Origin of the sequence: Streptomyces afghaniensis (genome assembly GCF_044327915.1) — a bacterium.
Lineage (GTDB): Bacteria > Actinomycetota > Actinomycetes > Streptomycetales > Streptomycetaceae > Streptomyces > Streptomyces afghaniensis.
Window position 1 is genome coordinate 273,132 of sequence record NZ_JBIRGJ010000009.1, and the last position, 17,441, is coordinate 290,572.

Here is a 17,441-nt window from a genome sequence, read left to right on the forward strand (position 1 = left end):
CCGAACGGCGCTACGCGGCCTCTTTGGCCTTGCTCGCGTACATGTCCACGTACTCCTGCCCGGAGAGCCGCATGACCTCGCTCATCACCGAGTCGGTCACCGCCCGCAGCACGTACCGGTCCCGGTCCATCCCCTCGTACCGGGAGAACTCCATCGCCTCACCGAAGCGGACGGTGACCTTCCCCGGCCGCGGGAGCCCCGACCCGCCCGGCTGAAGCCGGTCCGTACCGATCATCGCGAACGGCACCACCGGCGCCCCCGTCATCAGCGTGAGCCGGGCGATCCCGGTACGCCCCCGGTACAGCCGGCCGTCGGGCGAGCGCGTGCCCTCCGGGTAGATGCCGAAGACCTTGCCCTCCTCCAGTACCCGGCGCCCGGTCATCAGCGCGGCGACCCCGCCCCGGCCGCCGTCACGGTCCACGGGGATCATGCCGACGCCGGTGAAGAACCAGGCCATCAGCCGGCCCTTGAAGCCCTTCCCGGTCACGTACTCGTCCTTGCCGATGAAGAAGACCTGACGGTCGCAGACCAGCGGCAGGATCATCGAGTCGATGAACGTCAGGTGGTTGCCGGCCAGGATGACCGGACCGTCGCCGGGAATGTGCTCCGCACCTTCCACCTGAGGGCGGAACATCAGGCGCATGATCGGGCCGAGCACTGCCTTGATGAGCGCGAAGCGGGACAACGGACCCTCCGGTGTCAAGGGATTCAGTATGAGTCTGTGCAGGTGAGGACGATACTCGCGGCCCCGGGGGTCGCGCACATCGGGCACGGCGACTTAACCGAGGCCTTACGTACCGTTGACGCGTGTTTACCTGCGGTGACGCGCCATGGACGGTACGTAACCCGGCCGCCACATGTGACGGACGTCGCTCCCCGGGCGTATCGGACGCGTTCCCAGAACCGCCGCACCGAATCGCCGGGACGCGACGAACCCGGCGAGTCTCCGACGGGCCGTCAGTTCGCCGCCCCCACCAGCCACTACGACATCCTTCGTCACCCGCGTGTTCCGCCCGGCGTCTCCCACTCGTCATGTACGCGCCCGTACGATCAGCCCGCACGGACGAGCTCACGGCAGGGAGGGCGCTCATGGGAACGCAGAGGCCGAACGAGGAAACGAGCGGAACCGGACGGCGGGCCCTGCTCGGCGCGGCGGTCCTCGGCGCCGGGGGAGCGGTCCTCGGCATGGCGGGTACGGCGAGAGCCGACGGCGCCCGGCCCGGCGGCGGACAGGGCGGGTATGGCGGGCACGGCGGGCTGAAGAGCCTGCCCAAGCCGACGATCGTCGGCCACCGCGGCGCCAGCGGCTACCGCCCGGAGCACACCTTCGGCTCGTACGAGCTGGCCCTCGACCTGGGCGCCGACATCGTCGAGGCGGGCGACCTGGTCCCCACGAAGGACGGGCACCTGGTCTGCCGTCACGAGCCGGAGATCGGCGGCACCACGGACGTCGCCGACCACCCCGAGTTCGCCGACCGCAAGAAGACCAAGCTCCTCGACGGCGTCTCCACCACCGGCTGGTTCACCGAGGACTTCACGCTCGCCGAGCTGAAGACCCTGCGCGCGATCGAGCGCATCCCGGCCAACCGCCCGCACAACACCCTCTACAACGGCCGCTGGGAGATCCCCACCTTCGAAGAGGTCCTGAAGTGGCAGGACGAGCAGAGCCGCGAGCGCGGCAAGCAGGTGTGGATCTACCCCGAGCTCAAGCACCCCACCTACTTCCGCAAGCAGGGCCTCCCGCTGGAGGAGCGGGTAGCCAAGCTGCTGCGCAAGTACCGCAAGGACCGGCGTACCTCCCCGGTCATCCTGCAGTCCTTCGAGCCGACCAGCATCGAGCGCCTCAACAAGCTCGTCGACAACCCCCTGGTCGTGCTGCTGTCCTCGGCGGGCAGCCGCCCCTGGGACTTCGTCGAGACGGGCGACCCGCGCACCGTCGCCGACCTGGTCAAGCCGGCCGGCCTGCGGGAGATCGCCTCCTACGCGCAGGGCATCGGCCCGACGCTCGACCTGGTCATCCCCCGCGACGCCAAGGGCAACCTCACGCAGCCGACGACACTCGTCCGGGACGCGCACAAGGTGGGTCTGATCCTGCACCCCTGGACGATGCGCAACGAGAACCCCTTCCTGCCCGCGAACTTCCGCAAGGGCACGGACGCGGACGCCTACGGTGATGTCTTCGGCGCGTACAAGGCGTATTTCGCGACCGGTATCGACGGCGTCTTCACCGACCAGCCCGACACGGGCGTGCTGGCCCGCGAGGACTTCGTCGGCGGCTGAGCGTCAAGGCGTCGGCGGCGAGCGTCAACAGGTGAGCTCGCGCCCCCCGGCCGGGTGAGCTTCGGCCGCCCGGGCAACCCACGGCCCGGGCGGCCGCGTCGCTCCGCATATGACGCCCGACCTGGTCACCGCCCTGCGTCCGCTGCTCACCGCCGAGGCCTCCGCGGAGGCATATGCCGCCGGAACCGATCCGGGTGACCTGGAGCAGGCGGTCTGGCTCCGGCTGCTGGAGCGCCTAGACGCCGAGGGCCCGCCGCTCGACCCGCAGGAATGGCTCCGCCGAGCCGTCCGCTCGGAAGCCCGCCGCACCCGCCGTACGAGCCGCCTCGAACGGCCGTACGCCGTCGAACCGGTCGACGACGGCGACCTCGGTCCCGAGCAGCTCGCCCTCGCCGCGGCCCGGGGCCGTGCCCTGCGCGCGGCCGTACGCCGCCTCCCGGGCCGCTGCCCCCGGCTCATGGAGGCCCTGCTCTCTCCCGAGGACCTGACATACCGGGAAATCGCGGGGGAGTTGGGTATCTCACAGGGCAGTCTTGGCCCGGAACGTTCCAGATGCCTGGGATGTCTGCGCAGATTGCTGGCGCCGGAGGTTGCGGCCCGCTGAGGAGGGGGATAGGAGTGAGGAACGACAGGTGATCAGATGAGCGGGAGGCGTGCGCACATGGGCATGAGCGTGACCATCTCTGCGGCGGCCGAGCAGGACGCGGAGCAGATCTTCAGGCTGCAATACCTGTGCTTCCAGTCGGAGGCGGCGCTGTACGGGAACTACCGCATCGACCCGCTCGTCCAAACCCTCGACTCGGTCCGCGAGGAGGTCGCCCGCGACTGCGTCTTCGTGGCCCGGCTCGGCGACGAGGTCGTCGGCTCGGTGCGCGGCTCGGTCACCGAGGACGGCGCCGCCGCGATCGGCAAGCTCTGCGTCCACCCCCGCCTCCAGGGGCACGGCATCGGCGCCCGCCTGCTCCGAGCGGCCGAATCGGCCCTCGCCGACCAGCACGGCGCCACCCGCTTCCGCCTCCACACCGGCCACCGCAGCGAGGGTCACCTGCGCCTCTACCGCAAGGTGGGCTACGAAACCGTGGGCACGTCCCAGGGCGCGGACGGCATCCCCATGATCGTCCTGGAGAAGCCGGCGGGCACGTACGCAGCGACAGCTTGACGGCTTGTTTTTCAGGGGCGCGGGGAACTGCGCGAGCAACCACACACGGCCCGCGGCCGCCTGTTCACCTCAGGCGGCATCCCCATCCCGCGCACGCGACAGCCGCAGCCAGTAAATAGCCGACACCGGCAACAGAACCGGGATGAACAGATACCCCATCCCGAAGTCCGACCACACGGTCGCGTCGGGAAACGCCGACGGCTCGATCAACGTCCACGTCCCCACCGTCAGCACACCCACCAACTCGGCGACACAGCACGCCAGCGCAGCCTTGCGCGCCGTCTCCCCACCCCGCACCAGCGAGTACGTGATGAACCCGTACACCACACCGGCCACCGCCGACAGCGAGTACGCGAGCGGCGCCCGGTCGAACTCCGTCGCGATCTGATACGCGGACCGCGACACCGCGCCCACCACCATCACGCCGTACAGCCACACCAGCAGCGTGCCGGGCCCGCTGGTCAGCCGCCGCCGGCTCACCTCAGCCTCCCCAGATGTCATAGAGCCGTACCTCCAGCACAGCCAGCACCACACCGCCGGCGGCGACCGTCACCGAACCCCACCGCGTGCGTTCCGCCAGCGACATGAACCCCGCCGCCGGGACACACGCGAACGCCCCGAGCAGATACGCCACGAAGATCGTCGTGCCCTGCTCCGGCTTCTCGCCCTGCGCCAGCAGCACGATCCCCACGACCAGCTGGACCAGTGTCAGCAGCGTGACCACGGCCATCCCGATGAAGTGCCAGTCCTTCGTCGGCTGGTCACGGAAGGCGGCCCAGCCGCACCAGGCGGCGAGCAGCAGCGCGGCGACACCGGTCACCAGCGTCAGGGCATCAAGCATGCTGCGACCTTATTACGGCCGAAAAGGCCCGCTGCCCGCGGCCCTGGCCTGCACCGTAGGGTCGAGGGCATGAAGATCCACGCGCACGCTCTGCTGTTCGACAACGACGGAACCCTGGTCTCCTCCCTCGCCTCGGTGGACCGCTGCTGGACGCGGTGGGCCACGGAGTACGGGATCACGCCCGAGGAGTTCGCCCGGGTCGAGCTGCACGGCCGGCCGGCCGCCGAGATAGCCGCCGACCTGCTGCCCGCCGGCATGGTGCCGCAGGCCGTCGCGCGGATCGAGGACCTGGAGGTGGAGGACGTACCCGACGGCGGGGTGCACCTGCTGCCGGGGACCCGCTCCTTCCTCGACGTCCTGCCCGCCGAGCGCTGGGCCGTCGTCACCTCCGCCACCCGGCGGCTGGCCGAGGCCCGGCTCGACGCCGTCGGCATCCTGCCCAAGACGCTCGTCGCCGCCGACGACGTCACCCGCGGCAAGCCCGACCCCGAGCCCTATCTGCTCGCCGCCCGCACACTCGGCGTCGACCCCGCCCGGTGCGTCGTCTTCGAGGACGCCCCCGCGGGCCTGACGGCCGGCCGCGCCGCCGGGATGACCACCGTGGCGTTGACCACAACCCACCAGGCCCATGAGCTCCAGGCCGACCTGGTGGTCGAGAACCTGTCGGCCCTGTCCGCACTGGTCACCGAGCAGGGTCTGGAGATCTCCCTCCGCGACTGACGGAAGCCGGCCGATCCCGGCCCCTGTCCACCGCTGTCCAGCATCCGGACAGCGGCGGCCGGTCAGGACCGTACGCATGTTTTACTGACGGCATGACCACGACGAGCGACCGCATCCCCGCGACCGAGGCGACCATGACGCCCGGTGCTCGTTGTATGTGTCGAATGTGCGCCTTCTAGAGGGCCCCCGCACCACCCCCTGAGCTCGCGCCCCGAAGCGAGACAGCGGCATGTCCGCACGGCCTGAGCGGTGCGTGACACCAAGCCGCCCGCGCACATGTTCTCCCCGGTTCCCCGCCCCAGCGAGAACCGTGTCGCGTCCCTGAACGAATGCCTCTGTGCCCGGGCACACCCACGCCCGCGCACTCGACAGTGACGGAAACCCACGTGATCACCACAACGGACCTGACCAAGGTCTACCGTTCGCGCGGCCGCGAGGTCACCGCCCTGGACGGCGTCGACCTGCACGTCCGCGAAGGCGAGGTGTACGGCGTCATCGGCCAGTCCGGCGCCGGCAAGTCCTCGCTCATCCGCTGCGTCAACCTCCTGGAGCGTCCCACCTCCGGCACCGTGACGGTCGCCGGACAGGACCTCACCGCCCTGGCCGGCCGCGGCCCGCGTGCCGGAAGGGAACTGCGGCAGGCGCGCAGCCGGATCGGCATGGTCTTCCAGCACTTCAACCTGCTGTCCTCCCGGACCGTCCAGGACAACGTCGAGCTTCCGCTGGAGATCCTCGGGAAGTCCGGACAGGAACGTTCCCGCAAGGCACTTGAGCTGCTCGACCTGGTCGGCCTCGCCGACAAGGCCAAGGCCTACCCGGCGCAGCTCTCCGGCGGCCAGAAGCAGCGCGTCGGCATCGCCCGCGCCCTGGCCGGCGACCCGAAGGTCCTGCTGTCCGACGAGGCCACCAGCGCCCTCGACCCGGAGACCACCCGCTCGATCCTGGCGCTGCTGCGCGACCTCAACCGGCAACTCGGCCTGACCGTCCTGCTCATCACGCACGAGATGGACGTCGTGAAGTCCGTCTGCGACTCGGCCGCGCTCATGGAGAACGGCCGCATCGTCGAATCGGGCACGGTCAGCGAGCTCCTGGCCACCCCGGGCTCCGAACTGGCCGCCGCGCTGTTCCCGCTCGACGGCGAGGCCTCCGGCGAGGACCGCACCGTCGTCGACGTCACCTTCCAGGGCGAGAGCGCGACGCAGCCCGTCATCTCGCAGCTCGCCCGGACCTACAACATCGACATATCGATCCTCGGCGCCGCCATCGACACCGTCGGCGGCCTCCAGGTCGGCCGGATGCGGATCGAACTGCCCGGCCGCTTCGAGGACAACGTCGTGCCGATCGGCTTCCTGCGGGAAAAGGGCCTCCAGGTCGACGTCCCGGGCCGCGAGACCGTACTGGCGAAGGAGGGTGCCAAGTGACCTGGACCGAGATGCAGCCCCTGCTGGAACAGGCGTGTTGGGACACGCTCTACATGGTCGGCTGGTCCACGCTCATCGCCGTCGTCGGCGGACTGCCGCTCGGCATCCTGCTGGTCCTGACCGACCGCGGCGGCCTCCTGCAGAACCTCGTCGCCAACAAGGTCATCGGGCAGATCGTGAACATCGCCCGCTCGCTGCCGTTCATCATCCTGATGGTCGCGCTGATGACCTTCACCCGCTGGATCACCGGCACGACCATCGGCGTCGAGGCCGCCATCGTGCCGCTCGCCGTCGGCGCCATCCCCTTCTTCGCGCGCCTGGTCGAGACGGCCGTCCGCGAAGTGGACCACGGGCTCGTCGAGGCCGTGCAGGCCATGGGCGGCAACACCTGGACCGTCGTCCGCAAGGTCCTCGTACCCGAGTCCCTGCCGTCGCTGATCTCCAGCACCACCACCACGATCGTCGCCCTCATCGGCTACTCCGCGATGGCGGGCACCGTCGGCGCCGGCGGCCTCGGGGACATCGCCATCCGCTACGGCTACCAGCGCTTCGAGACCCAGCTGATGTGGATCACCGTCGCGATCCTCGCCGTCGTCATCTCGGTCATCCAGTTCGCCGGCGACTACGCGGCCCGCTCCCTGCACCGCCGCGGCGCCCACTCGGGCCCCGCCCCCAAACTGCGGCTGCTCAAAGCCGCCTCCTGAACCCCTCGTCCACCCACGACGAGGTCGCACCACCCGCAAGGTCATAAGGAAAGGCACTTTTCGTGCGTAACACCGCCAAGATCACCACCGCCGTCCTCGCCGCCGGAGCCCTCACCCTCGGGCTCAGCGCCTGCGGCGCGGGCGACTCCGGCTCCGACGGACCCCTGATCGTCGCCGCCAGCCCCGTCCCGCACGCCGAGATCCTCAACTACGTCAAGGACAACCTGGCGAAGAAGGAGGGCCTGGACCTCCAGGTCAAGGAGTTCACCGACTACGTCACGCCGAACACCGCGACGCAGGACGGCTCCGTGGGCGCCAACTACTTCCAGAACAAGCCGTACCTCGACGACTTCAACAAGAAGAACGGCACCGACATCGTGCCCGTCGTCACGGTCCACCTGGAGCCGCTCGGCCTCTACTCCCACAAGGTCAAGAAGGCCGGCGACCTGAAGAGCGGTGCGACCGTCGCCATCCCCAACGACACCGTCAACGAGGCCCGCGCCCTCAAGCTCCTCGCCGCGAACGGGCTCATCACCCTCAAGGCGGGCGTCGGCAACGAGGCGACCCCCTCCGACATCACCAAGAACCCCAAGAACCTCAAGTTCAAGGAGCTGGAGGCGGCCCAGACGCCGCGCTCCCTCGACGACGTGGACGCCGCCGTCGTCAACGGCAACTACGCCATCGAGTCCGACCTCAAGCCGTCGAAGGACGCCCTCGTCCTGGAGTCCCCGAAGAACAACCCGTACGGCAACTTCCTCGCCGTGAAGAAGGGCGAGGAGAACGACCCGCGCGTGAAGAAGCTCGCGAAGCTCCTCACCTCGCCCGAGGTGAAGAAGTTCATCCAGGACAAGTACGCCGGCTCCGTGCTCGCCTCCTTCTGAGCCCGCGCCCGGCACCCGTCCCGCACGGGGTCCTCCCACACCGGGTGGGGGAGGGCCCCGTGGTGCGGATCAGTGCTTTCATGCTGCATGCTGGGCAGTTCAGCAGGCCCTGAAGGTTCACCGAAGGTTACGGAGCGCGCATGACGAGCACCTTTCCCAACGTCTCCATCAGCACGGAGCGGTTGGTCCTGCGCCCCTTCGAGGAGCCGGACATCCAGTCGTTCGCCGACATGATGAACGACGAGCTCGTCACCGCCTGGACCACCGTCCCGCACCCCTACACCGAGGCCCACGCGCGCTCCTGGATCACCGAACAGGCCCCGGCCGAACGGGCCGAGGGCCGCGGCATCGTCTTCGCCGTCACCGAGTTCCTCACCCAGCGCCTCGTCGGCGTCGTCCACATCCGGAACACCGACTGGCGGATCCGCTCCAGCGAGATCTCCTACGTCATCGCCCCCTGGGCCCGCGGCGAGGGCTACGCCTCCGAGGCGGCGCTCATCACCGCGCAGTGGCTCTTCAACGACCAGAAATTCGAGCGCCTCGAACTGCGCACCCCGGCCGACAACACCGCCTCCCAGCAGGTGGCCCAGAAGATCGGCTGCATCAGCGAGGGAGTGCTGCGCGGCGCCTGGATAGCCCGGGCACGGACGGACGACGGCGAGTGGACCGAGGTGCGCACCGACCTGATCGTCTGGAGCCTGCTCCCCGAGGACCTCGAAGGCGTCGGCGACCAGCTGCCCGGCGGCTTCACGTCCTTCGGCGACTGGAACTGACGCAGGCGACCGGAACGGACACCGCGCGCGACACCACTGCCGCCCCTTCCGGCGGGTTCACCGGGTACTCTCACGGAGCCCGCCTGCGGGCAGCTCATCACACGGCACAGACACGACCTGCGAAAACCCCTGGAGACTGACGACGATGGCCGACCGGGTCACGGTGATCGGCTGGGACGGTTCGCCGCTGACCACCGCGGCGCGCGCCGCCCTGGGTGCCGCCACGCTCGTGGCGGGTGCCGCCCACCACCTGGCGCTCCCCGAGGTACCCGCCGGCGCCGAGCGCATCCGCCTCGGCAGCGTCGCACTCGCCGCCCGCCGCATCGCCGGCCACCGCGGCACGGCTGTCGTGCTCGCCGACGGCGACCCCGGCTTCTTCGGCGTCGTACGCACCCTGCGCGCTCCCGAGTTCGGCCTCGAAGTGGAGGTCGTCCCCGCCGTCTCCTCGGTCGCCGCCGCCTTCGCCCGCGCCGGCATGCCCTGGGACGACGCCCAAGTGGTCGTCGCACACCGCCGCACCCTGCGCCGCGCGGTGAACGTGTGCCGCGCCCACACCAAGGTGGCGGTTCTCACCTCACCCGGCGCCGGCCCCGCCGAACTCGGCCTGCTCCTCGAAGGAGTCCACCGCTCCTTCGTCATCTGCGAGGAACTCGGCACCGCACACGAGCGGGTCAGCGTCGTCACCTCCGACAAGGCCGCCGACCACACCTGGCGCGACCCCAACGTCGTCATCGTCCTCGGCGGCCCGGCCGGACCCGGCACCGCGGGGGAGACCGGCGGCTGGATCGCCGGCCGCGACCCGTCCGCCGGACCAAGAGGCTGGTCCCTGCCCGCCGACGCGTACGGCGGTGACCTCAAAGAGGGCGAGACGCAGCTGCTGCGCGCCTCCCAACTCGCCCGTCTCGGACCGCGTGTCGGCGACCTCGTGTGGGACATCGGCTGCGGCAGCGGAGCCTTCGCCGTCGAGGCCGCGCGCGCCGGGGCAGCCGTCCTCGCGGTCGACAGCGACCGGGCGGCCTGCGCCCGCACCGACGCGACCGCCCGCCGCCTCGGCGTCCAGCTCCAGATCGTGCACGGCACCGCACCGCACGTCCTGGAGAACCTGCCCGAACCCGACGTCGTCCGCGTCGGCGGCGGGGGAGCGGCCGTCGTCTCGGCCGTCGCCGACCGCCGCCCACAGCGCATCGTCACGCACGCCGCCACCCGGGACGCCGCCGAACTCATCGGCCGGGACCTGACGGAGCACGGATACGGCGTCGAGTGCGCCCTGCTCCAGTCCGTCGAACTCGACACCCGGGCCTGGACGGAGAAGGAACGGAGCGTCGCGTTCCTGCTCAGCGGGGTACTGGCCCGGCGCAGCGCCTGACCCCGCCGCCGTCCCCGTGATCGGGTTGTCGTACTGCGCGCGGTAGGCTGGCCGATCGCTGCACCGCACGCGGACGTCCGGCAGTTCGTCGGCCAATGTCCGGAAAACCCGCCCGTTTTGGGGGGAGTGTGGTACGGCAGAACCGGAGGACGCGCAACGTGGCGCAGTCCACAGTGGAACCGTCGCGGATCAAGCTGCCGTGACGGTGCTTCGGCCGCAACAATGCCAGTGAGTGGCTTTGTCGCCTTTTCCGGGCGGGCCGTTCGTGCCGCTGGGGACGCACGCTCGTTCTTCACTGTGGGGCGGTCGGTGCGCCGTTCCGGGTGAGCTGGTCGTAGGAGCACTAACCGATGGGCGAGGGGTACGCATGACCGACACCGGCCAGGTCCCGGGCGAGGGACTGCCGGAGAGCGCAGGCATGGTGGAGCAGCCGGGCGCCCCCGCGCACGGTGCGTACGCCTACCTCTCCGAGGACACCGTCGAGGACGAGGACCTGCTGCTGCCGGGCTCCCATGGCGCCTGGGGCAACGAGGTCGCCCCGCCCGCGCCGGAGCCGGTCGTCGAGGCCGTGCACCAGCCGGGCCCGCACGAGCTCTCCGGCCGCGACAGCGGCTCGGTCGACCTCGGCGGCGTCCGCTTGCCCGACCCGCCGCCGATCCCTCCCATCACCCCGCGCCGGCCGCTGCACCTCGGCCCGCCCCTCCCCGACAGTTCCGCCAGCCCGGTCCGCTCGCTCGCCGACCGCGGCCCCGCCGAAGCGCCGCTACGACAGCCCGTGGGGGCGGCGCCCGGCCCCGAGTTCCTCGACGGCCCGCGCGCCCCGGAATCGCCGGCGCCGGCCGCCGCGCCCTGGGGCGCGCAGGTTCCGCCCCAGGTCCAGGTGAGCGTCGGGGCGGCGCCTGCGGAAACGGTTGTTCCGGCAGCGGAGCAGGCCGGCACGGCCCAGGCCGTCGCCACCGGTGTCGCCCCGGAGCCGGCCCCCGCGGCAGCGACGGCCCCGGCCGGTTCCGCGCAGGCTGCCTACGCGGAGCAGCCGGCGCAGGGTGCCTACGCCGAACAGGCCGCGCAGGGTGCGACGGTCCCGGGCGAGCCCGCCGGTGCGCCGGTGGCTGCCGGCGAGCCGGAGCAGGCCGTTCCCGCTGAGGGTGCGGCCGTTGTGGGTGACCCCGCCGGCGTGGGCACCGGTACCTCCGGGGACCAGGTGGCCGCGGCCGAGCCCGGGGTTGCCGGCGAGCCCGCTGGTGTGGGCGCTGGCCCGGCGGGTGAGCCGGTGGCCGTGGCCGAGGCTGAGCAGGGCCGATCGCCGGTTCCGGAGGATGCGCCGGGGCCGGTCGTGGACGGTTCCGGCCAGGACGGTGAACCGCCGCTCGCCGATGGTGCTCCCGACGCACCCGGGGAGCCGGGTGCCGTCGGCGAATCCGCCGACGGTGGTGAGCAGGCCCCGGCGGCTGCTGCGGAGCAGGGCACGGCATCCGCTCCTGTCCCGGAGGCCGCACCGGTGCCCGAGGCGGTCCCGTTCCCGGAGGCCGCCACCGCGCCCGAGCCTGCTGTCGTAGCTCCGCCCGAGGCGGATGCGGCACAGGCCGTCGCCCCCCAACTGCCGGACCCTGCGGGGCCCGACGCTGCGGCACAGGCACAGGCACAGGCACAGGCACAGGCACAGGCACAGGCACAGGCACAGGCACAGGCACAGGCACAGGCACAGGCACAGGCACAGGCAGCGGGTATCACCCCCGAGGCTGCCGCACCGGGCGTGCCCGCGACCGAGTCCGTCGCGCAGGAGCCGGAGGCCGGTGGCGACGAGGCCGCGGCACAGGTTGCTGAGCCGATTGCCCAGGTCCCCGAGGCAACTGACGCCGATGCGGCCGCGCAGGAACCAGAGATGACGGCACCGCAGACCGCCGCTGCCGCCCCTGAAGCGCCCACTCCGGCCCCCGAAGCGCCCGCCCCTGCCGCCCCCGCCCCGACCCCCGAGGCGGTCGTCCCGGAAGCCGTCGCTCCGGCTGCCGAGGCCCCCGCGCCCGCCGACGCACCCGCCCCCGAGGCGCCCGTCGAGGCACCGGAGAGCACCGCACCGGCTGAGCCCCCTGCCGCAACCGTGCCTCCTCAGCCCGCCGAGACGGCCACGCCCAACCCCGGAGCAGAGGTCCCCGCACCTGCCCAGGCGACCCCCGGCGCGACCGCCGAGGCAGTGGTACCGGCTCAGGCCCCCGAAACACCCGCACCCGACCCCACAGCCGAGGCGGCGCCGCCGGCACCCGAGCCGGTATCCGCCGCTTCGGAGCCGGTAGTCGCCGTCTCCGACTCGGCAGCCACCACCTCCGAGCCGGCAGCCACCACCTCCGAGCCGGTATCCGCCGCTTCGGAGCCGGTAGTCGCCGCGTCCGACTCGGCAGCCACCGCACCCGAGCCGGCAGCCGTCACACTCGAACCCGCCGAAGCCACCCCGGCCCCCGCGGCACCGGAAGCCCCCCAGATCCCCCAGACCCCCCAACCCCCCCAGCCCCCGGAGACTCCCTCGGCATCCGCCGAGGACGTCACCGTCGTACTCCCCGGCCCGGTCCCGGACGAGCAGGCCGGACCGCATGTCCAGGGTCCGCAGCAGTCCCAGGCCGTCGTCCCCCAGCCGGCCCAGCCCGAGGCGGAACCCGTGGTCATCGTCCCCGCACCCCGCGAAGGCGACGCCGAACTCGCACAGAACGCCGACGACCTCGACACCCGGGGCGCCGAACAGGAAGACCTGGCGGATCAGGAACGCCACGAAGCAGAGAGCGCGGCAGCAGTGGCAGAAGCACGACAGTCCACCGGTCCCGCCGCCCCCGGCTACGACCCCGCCGAGCGCGAGGCCGTGCTGAAGGTCATGCGCGAACGCCGAGACATCCGCAACGGCTTCCGCAGCGACCCCATCCCGCACGAGGTGCTGCTCCGCGTCCTGGAGGCCGCCCATCACGCGCCCTCCGTAGGCCACTCGCAGCCCTGGGACTTCGTCGTCATCCGCTCCGCCGACACGCGGCGCGCGATGCACGAACTGGCCATGCGCCAGCGTGACGCGTACGCGAAGTCCCTCCCCAAGGGCCGGGCCAAGCAGTTCAAGGAACTGAAGATCGAGGCCATCCTCGACACGCCGGTGAACATCGTCGTCACCGCAGACCCGACCCGCGGCGGCCGTCACACCCTCGGCCGTCACACCCAACCCCAGATGGCCCCGTACTCGGCCGCCCTGGCCGTGGAGAACCTCTGGCTCGCCGCCCGCGCCGAAGGCCTCGGCGTCGGCTGGGTCAGCTTCTTCGACGAGCGCGAGATGGTCCGCGCCCTCGGCCTGCCCGAGCACCTCGAGGTCATCGCCTACCTGTGCGTCGGTTACGTCGACGAGTTCCCGGACGAGCCCGAGCTGTTGCAGGCCGGCTGGTCCAAGCGCCGCCCGCTGTCCTGGGTCGTGCACGAGGAGACGTACGGCCGCCGCGCCCTGCCCGGAGAGGAACCGCACGACCTGCTCGCCGAGACCGTCGCGCAGATCCGCCCGCTCGACGCCAAGGCGCTCGGCGAGGCGTGGGAGCGCCAGAAGCGTATGACCAAGCCGGCCGGTGCGCTGGGCATGCTGGAGATCATCTCCGCGCAGCTGTCCGGCCTGTCCCGCCAGTGCCCGCCGCCCATCCCGGAGCCCGCCGCCGTGGCGATCTTCGCCGGTGACCACGGCGTGCACGCGCAGGGGGTCACCCCCTGGCCGCAGGAGGTCACGGCCCAGATGGTGGCCAACTTCCTCGGCGGCGGCGCCGTCTGCAACGCCTTCGCGACCCAGGTGGGCGCCGAGGTCTGCATCGTCGACGTGGGCGTCGCCGCCGACCTCCCGGCCACGCCGGGACTGCTGCCCCGCAAGGTCCGGGCCGGCACGTCCGACATGACCACCGGCCCCGCGATGACCCGCGAGGAGGCCAGGCAGGCCATCGAGGTCGGCGTCGAGACCGCCCGCGACCTGGTGGCCGCCGGCAACAAGGCCCTGCTCACCGGTGAGATGGGCATCGCGAACACGACCGCCTCCGCCGCCCTGATCTCCGTCTTCACGGGTGTGGACCCGGCCGAGGTCACGGGCCGGGGCACCGGTATCAACGACGAGACCCTCGCCCGCAAGACCGAGGTCGTCCGCCGGGCCCTCGAACTCCACCAGCCGGACCCGGCCGACCCGATCGGCGTGCTCGCCGCGATCGGCGGCTTCGAACACGCCGCCATCGTCGGCCTCCTCCTCGGCGGCGCGTCCCTGCGCACGCCGGTGATCCTGGACGGCGTCAGCGCCGGCGCCGCCGCCCTGGTGGCCCGCGCCATCGCCCCGGAGGTCCTGGCGGCGTGCATCGCCGGCCACCGCAGCGCCGAGCCCGGCCACGTGGCCGCCCTGAACAAGCTCGGCCTGCGCCCCCTGGTCGACCTCGACCTCCGCCTCGGCGAGGGCACGGGCGCCCTCCTGGCCCTTCCCCTGGTCCAGAGCACGGCCCGGGCGATGCACGAGGTGGCGACGTTCGATTCGGCGGGAGTGACGGAGAAGTAAGGCTCCTGAGGTGCGCGTGGGTCCGTGGACGCGGACCCACGCACCCGCACCCGGTGACGACGCCCAGCCACCGGACACCTGTGCCACCCCGAACACCCGCGCCGTAAAATCCGCACGTCAGGGCTACCGAACCACCGCCGCAACAGGAGCCGCACCCTCATGGCCGAACACCCCGCCTACCCCGTAGGCCTCCGCCTCACCGGCCGTCGCGTGGTCGTCCTCGGCGGCGGCCAGGTCGCCCAGCGCCGCCTCCCGGCCCTGATCGCGGCGGGCGCGGACATCATCCTCGTGTCCCCCGAGGTCACCCCCTCCGTGCAGGCCATGGCGGACGCCGGCGAGATCACCTGGCACCAGCGTCCCTACGAGGAGGGCGACCTCGCCGACGCCTGGTACGCCCTCATCGCCACCGGCGACACCGAAGCGAACACCAGGGCCTCCGCCGAGGCGGAACGCAACCGCGTCTGGTGCGTCCGCTCCGACGACGCCGACGAGGCGACGGCCTGGACCCCGGCCACCGGCCACAGCGAGGGCGTCACGGTCGCCGTACTGACCACGGACGCCCGCGGCCGCGACCCGCGCCACACCGCCGCGATCCGCGACGCCGTCGTCGAGGGCCTGCGCGACGGCACGCTCGTCGCCCCGCACCACCGCACCCGCACACCGGGAGTCGCCCTGGTCGGCGGCGGCCCCGGCGACCCGGACCTGATCACCGTGCGCGGCCGTCGTCTGCTTGCCGAGGCGGACGTCGTCATCGCGGACCGCCTGGGCCCGCGCGATCTCCTCGCCGAGCTCCCGCCCCACGTCGAGGTGATCGACGCGGCGAAGATCCCCTACGGTCGCTTCATGGCCCAGGAGGCCATCAACAACGCGCTGATTGAGCACGCGAAGCAGGGCAAGTCGGTGGTCCGCCTGAAGGGGGGCGACCCGTACGTCTTCGGCCGCGGCATGGAGGAACTCCAGGCCCTCGCCGAGGTCGGTATCCCCTGCACGGTCGTCCCCGGGATCTCCAGCTCGATCTCGGTTCCGAGCGCGGCCGGTATCCCGGTCACTCACCGCGGCGTCGCCCATGAGTTCACCGTGGTCAGCGGCCATGTCGCGCCGGATGACGAGCGCTCCCTGGTCGACTGGCCGGCCCTGGCCAGGCTGACCGGCACGCTGGTGATCCTCATGGGCGTCGACAAGATCGGAAAGATCGCGGAGGCGCTCGTCGCGCACGGGAAGCCGGCCGACACCCCCGTCGCCCTCGTCCAGGAGGGCACGACGGCGGCTCAGCGCCGAGTCGACGCGACCCTCGCGACGGTCGCGGAGACGGTCCGTACCGAGGACGTGAAGCCCCCGGCGGTCATCGTCATCGGCGAGGTCGTGAAGGTCGGCCCGACAGCCACCGCGCCCCGCGAGTAACCCCGGGTAACCCAACCCGTCCAAGCCGTTGGCACCGCACCCAGGACAAGGCAGTATCACCCTGTGGCCGATCTCATCACCGTCGAGGATCCCGACGACCCGCGCCTGCACGACTACACCGGCCTGACCGACGTGGACCTGCGCCGCAAGCGCGAACCCGCCGAGGGCCTCTTCATCGCGGAGGGCGAGAAGGTCATCAGAAGGGCCAAGGAGGCGGGCTACGAGATGCGGTCCATGCTGCTCTCGGCCAAGTGGGTCGACGTCATGCGCGACGTCATCGACGAACTCCCCGCCCCGGTCTACGCGGTCAGCCCGGAACTCGCCGAGCAGGTCACCGGCTACCACGTGCACCGGGGCGCGCTCGCCTCGATGCAGCGCAAGCCCCTGCCCACGGCGGCCGACCTCCTCCAGACCGCTCGCCGCGTCGTGATCATGGAGTCGGTCAACGACCACACCAACATCGGCGCGATCTTCCGCTCCGCCGCCGCTCTGGGCATGGACGCGGTCCTGCTCTCCCCGGACTGCGCCGACCCCCTCTACCGCCGCAGTGTGAAGGTCTCCATGGGCGCGGTGTTCTCCGTGCCGTACGCCCGTCTGGACACCTGGCCCAAGGGCCTGGAGTCGGTCCGCGAGGCCGGCTTCACGCTGCTCGCCCTCACCCCTGACGAGAAGGCCCGGCCCCTCGACGAGGCCGCCCCGCACACCATGGACCGCGTGGCCCTCATGCTCGGTGCCGAGGGCGACGGCCTTTCCACCCAGGCCCTGGTCGCCGCCGACGAGTGGGTCCGCATCCCCATGTCCCACGGGGTCGACTCCCTCAACGTGGGCGCGGCGGCGGCCGTGGCCTTCTACGCCGTGGCCACCGGCCGCCCGCAGTCCTGAGTCCTGGGGGCCGTCCGTGGAACAGCGCCAGGCGATCGTCGCCGTGCTGCGGCGCGGGGACCGCTTCCTCGCGATCCGGCGCGGCCCGGCGGTCGCCCGTCCCGGCTACTGGCAGCCGCTGAGCGGCAAGCTCGAACCGGGCGAGACCCAGGAGCAGGCGGTCGTCCGGGAGGTCCGCGAGGAGGTCGGCCTCACTGTCGTGCCGCTGGCGAAGGTGTGGGAGTCGGAGACCGACGACCACGGCTTCCGCCTCCACTGGTGGACCGCCCGCGCCGACACGGGGGAGGTCGTCCCCGACCCCGGCGAGGTCGCCGAGACCCGCTGGGTCACGCCGGAGGAGTTCCTTGCCCTGGATCCGGTCTTCGACGGCGACCGCGAGTTCTTCGAGCGGATCCTGCCGGGGCTGTGACCACGGGCCTGAGGCAGCGAAGCCCTGTTGTGGTTCGCAGTTCCTGCGCTCCGGAGCCTTACCG

16 protein-coding genes are annotated in these 17,441 nt (G+C 71.9%); 13 read left to right on the forward strand and 3 right to left on the reverse strand.

Features of this window, described 5'->3' with window-relative positions:
• Nucleotides 1–10: 10 nt before the first annotated feature.
• Nucleotides 11–685 (reverse strand): lysophospholipid acyltransferase family protein, encoded by a 675-nt coding sequence (locus ACH4G3_RS33215; protein ID WP_397628135.1) that lies wholly within the window; start codon nt 683–685, stop codon nt 11–13.
• Nucleotides 686–1,089: 404 nt separating this feature from the next.
• Here ACH4G3_RS33215 and ACH4G3_RS33220 point away from each other — a divergent pair, with 404 nt between their 5' ends.
• The 3 genes from ACH4G3_RS33220 (at nt 1,090) to ACH4G3_RS33230 (ending at nt 3,439) form a co-directional block, all read left to right on the forward strand.
• Entirely contained in the window at nt 1,090–2,280 is a 1,191-nt protein-coding gene (locus tag ACH4G3_RS33220; protein WP_397627973.1) for a glycerophosphodiester phosphodiesterase, read from the forward strand.
• A 109-nt stretch (nt 2,281–2,389) separates the two neighbouring features.
• The gene (locus ACH4G3_RS33225; protein WP_397627974.1) at nt 2,390–2,884 is read left to right on the forward strand and encodes an RNA polymerase sigma factor; all 495 of its coding nucleotides are present in this window, start codon (nt 2,390–2,392) and stop codon (nt 2,882–2,884) included.
• 57 nt (nt 2,885–2,941) lie between these two features.
• A complete protein-coding gene (locus ACH4G3_RS33230) occupies nt 2,942–3,439 on the forward strand; it encodes a GNAT family N-acetyltransferase (RefSeq protein WP_397628136.1) in 498 nt (165 codons plus the stop codon).
• Between the two features lie 69 nt (nt 3,440–3,508).
• On the opposite strand, the gene ACH4G3_RS33235 is transcribed toward ACH4G3_RS33230, so the two are convergent.
• Both ACH4G3_RS33235 and ACH4G3_RS33240 read right to left on the reverse strand, forming a co-directional pair.
• The gene (locus ACH4G3_RS33235; protein ID WP_397627975.1) at nt 3,509–3,940 is read right to left on the reverse strand and encodes a hypothetical protein; all 432 of its coding nucleotides are present in this window, start codon (nt 3,938–3,940) and stop codon (nt 3,509–3,511) included.
• Nucleotides 3,921–4,280, reverse strand: coding sequence for a hypothetical protein (locus ACH4G3_RS33240; RefSeq protein WP_020269486.1), 360 nt, complete (start codon nt 4,278–4,280; stop codon nt 3,921–3,923). Before ACH4G3_RS33240 ends, ACH4G3_RS33235 begins: the two co-directional genes overlap by 20 nt.
• A gap of 69 nt (nt 4,281–4,349) precedes the next feature.
• On the opposite strand from ACH4G3_RS33240, the gene ACH4G3_RS33245 reads away from it, so the two are divergent.
• The 10 genes from ACH4G3_RS33245 to ACH4G3_RS33290 all read left to right on the forward strand — a co-directional run bounded on the left by ACH4G3_RS33245 (nt 4,350) and on the right by ACH4G3_RS33290 (nt 17,377).
• A complete protein-coding gene (locus ACH4G3_RS33245; RefSeq protein WP_397627976.1) occupies nt 4,350–5,000 on the forward strand; it encodes an HAD family hydrolase in 651 nt (216 codons plus the stop codon).
• A gap of 386 nt (nt 5,001–5,386) precedes the next feature.
• On the forward strand, nt 5,387–6,421 hold the full coding sequence (locus ACH4G3_RS33250; RefSeq protein ID WP_397627977.1) for a methionine ABC transporter ATP-binding protein: 1,035 nt from the start codon (nt 5,387–5,389) through the stop codon (nt 6,419–6,421).
• Nucleotides 6,418–7,125 (forward strand): methionine ABC transporter permease, encoded by a 708-nt coding sequence (locus ACH4G3_RS33255; RefSeq protein WP_397627978.1) that lies wholly within the window; start codon nt 6,418–6,420, stop codon nt 7,123–7,125. The genes ACH4G3_RS33250 and ACH4G3_RS33255 overlap by 4 nt, the downstream gene beginning before the upstream one ends.
• A gap of 62 nt (nt 7,126–7,187) precedes the next feature.
• On the forward strand, nt 7,188–8,006 hold the full coding sequence (locus ACH4G3_RS33260) for a MetQ/NlpA family ABC transporter substrate-binding protein (protein WP_397627979.1): 819 nt from the start codon (nt 7,188–7,190) through the stop codon (nt 8,004–8,006).
• A gap of 140 nt (nt 8,007–8,146) precedes the next feature.
• On the forward strand, nt 8,147–8,779 hold the full coding sequence (locus tag ACH4G3_RS33265; RefSeq protein WP_020269482.1) for a GNAT family N-acetyltransferase: 633 nt from the start codon (nt 8,147–8,149) through the stop codon (nt 8,777–8,779).
• Nucleotides 8,780–8,924: 145 nt separating this feature from the next.
• Nucleotides 8,925–10,145, forward strand: coding sequence for a precorrin-6y C5,15-methyltransferase (decarboxylating) subunit CbiE (cbiE, locus tag ACH4G3_RS33270; RefSeq protein ID WP_397627980.1), 1,221 nt, complete (start codon nt 8,925–8,927; stop codon nt 10,143–10,145).
• 367 nt (nt 10,146–10,512) lie between these two features.
• The gene (cobT, locus tag ACH4G3_RS33275) at nt 10,513–14,685 is read left to right on the forward strand and encodes a nicotinate-nucleotide--dimethylbenzimidazole phosphoribosyltransferase (RefSeq protein ID WP_397627981.1); all 4,173 of its coding nucleotides are present in this window, start codon (nt 10,513–10,515) and stop codon (nt 14,683–14,685) included.
• A 159-nt stretch (nt 14,686–14,844) separates the two neighbouring features.
• Entirely contained in the window at nt 14,845–16,086 is a 1,242-nt protein-coding gene (cobA, locus tag ACH4G3_RS33280) for a uroporphyrinogen-III C-methyltransferase (protein WP_020269478.1), read from the forward strand.
• Between the two features lie 63 nt (nt 16,087–16,149).
• Nucleotides 16,150–16,968, forward strand: a complete 819-nt coding sequence (locus ACH4G3_RS33285; RefSeq protein ID WP_020269477.1) for a TrmH family RNA methyltransferase — start codon at nt 16,150–16,152, stop codon at nt 16,966–16,968.
• Nucleotides 16,969–16,984: 16 nt separating this feature from the next.
• The gene (locus ACH4G3_RS33290; protein WP_397627982.1) at nt 16,985–17,377 is read left to right on the forward strand and encodes an NUDIX domain-containing protein; all 393 of its coding nucleotides are present in this window, start codon (nt 16,985–16,987) and stop codon (nt 17,375–17,377) included.
• Nucleotides 17,378–17,441: the final 64 nt, after the last annotated feature.

Bases quoted from the DNA above. Each gene is read 5' to 3' on its own strand.
- ACH4G3_RS33220 (WP_397627973.1), top strand. From the start codon at position 1,090: ATGGGAACGCAGAGGCCGAACGAGGAAACGAGCGGAACCGGACGGCGG.
- ACH4G3_RS33225 (WP_397627974.1), top strand. From the start codon at position 2,390: ATGACGCCCGACCTGGTCACCGCCCTGCGTCCGCTGCTCACCGCCGAG.
- ACH4G3_RS33230 (WP_397628136.1), top strand. From the start codon at position 2,942: ATGGGCATGAGCGTGACCATCTCTGCGGCGGCCGAGCAGGACGCGGAG.
- ACH4G3_RS33235 (WP_397627975.1), bottom strand. From the start codon at position 3,940: ATGACATCTGGGGAGGCTGAGGTGAGCCGGCGGCGGCTGACCAGCGGG.
- ACH4G3_RS33240 (WP_020269486.1), bottom strand. From the start codon at position 4,280: ATGCTTGATGCCCTGACGCTGGTGACCGGTGTCGCCGCGCTGCTGCTC.
- ACH4G3_RS33245 (WP_397627976.1), top strand. From the start codon at position 4,350: ATGAAGATCCACGCGCACGCTCTGCTGTTCGACAACGACGGAACCCTG.
- ACH4G3_RS33265 (WP_020269482.1), top strand. From the start codon at position 8,147: ATGACGAGCACCTTTCCCAACGTCTCCATCAGCACGGAGCGGTTGGTC.
- cbiE (WP_397627980.1), top strand. From the start codon at position 8,925: ATGGCCGACCGGGTCACGGTGATCGGCTGGGACGGTTCGCCGCTGACC.
- cobT (WP_397627981.1), top strand. From the start codon at position 10,513: ATGACCGACACCGGCCAGGTCCCGGGCGAGGGACTGCCGGAGAGCGCA.
- cobA (WP_020269478.1), top strand. From the start codon at position 14,845: ATGGCCGAACACCCCGCCTACCCCGTAGGCCTCCGCCTCACCGGCCGT.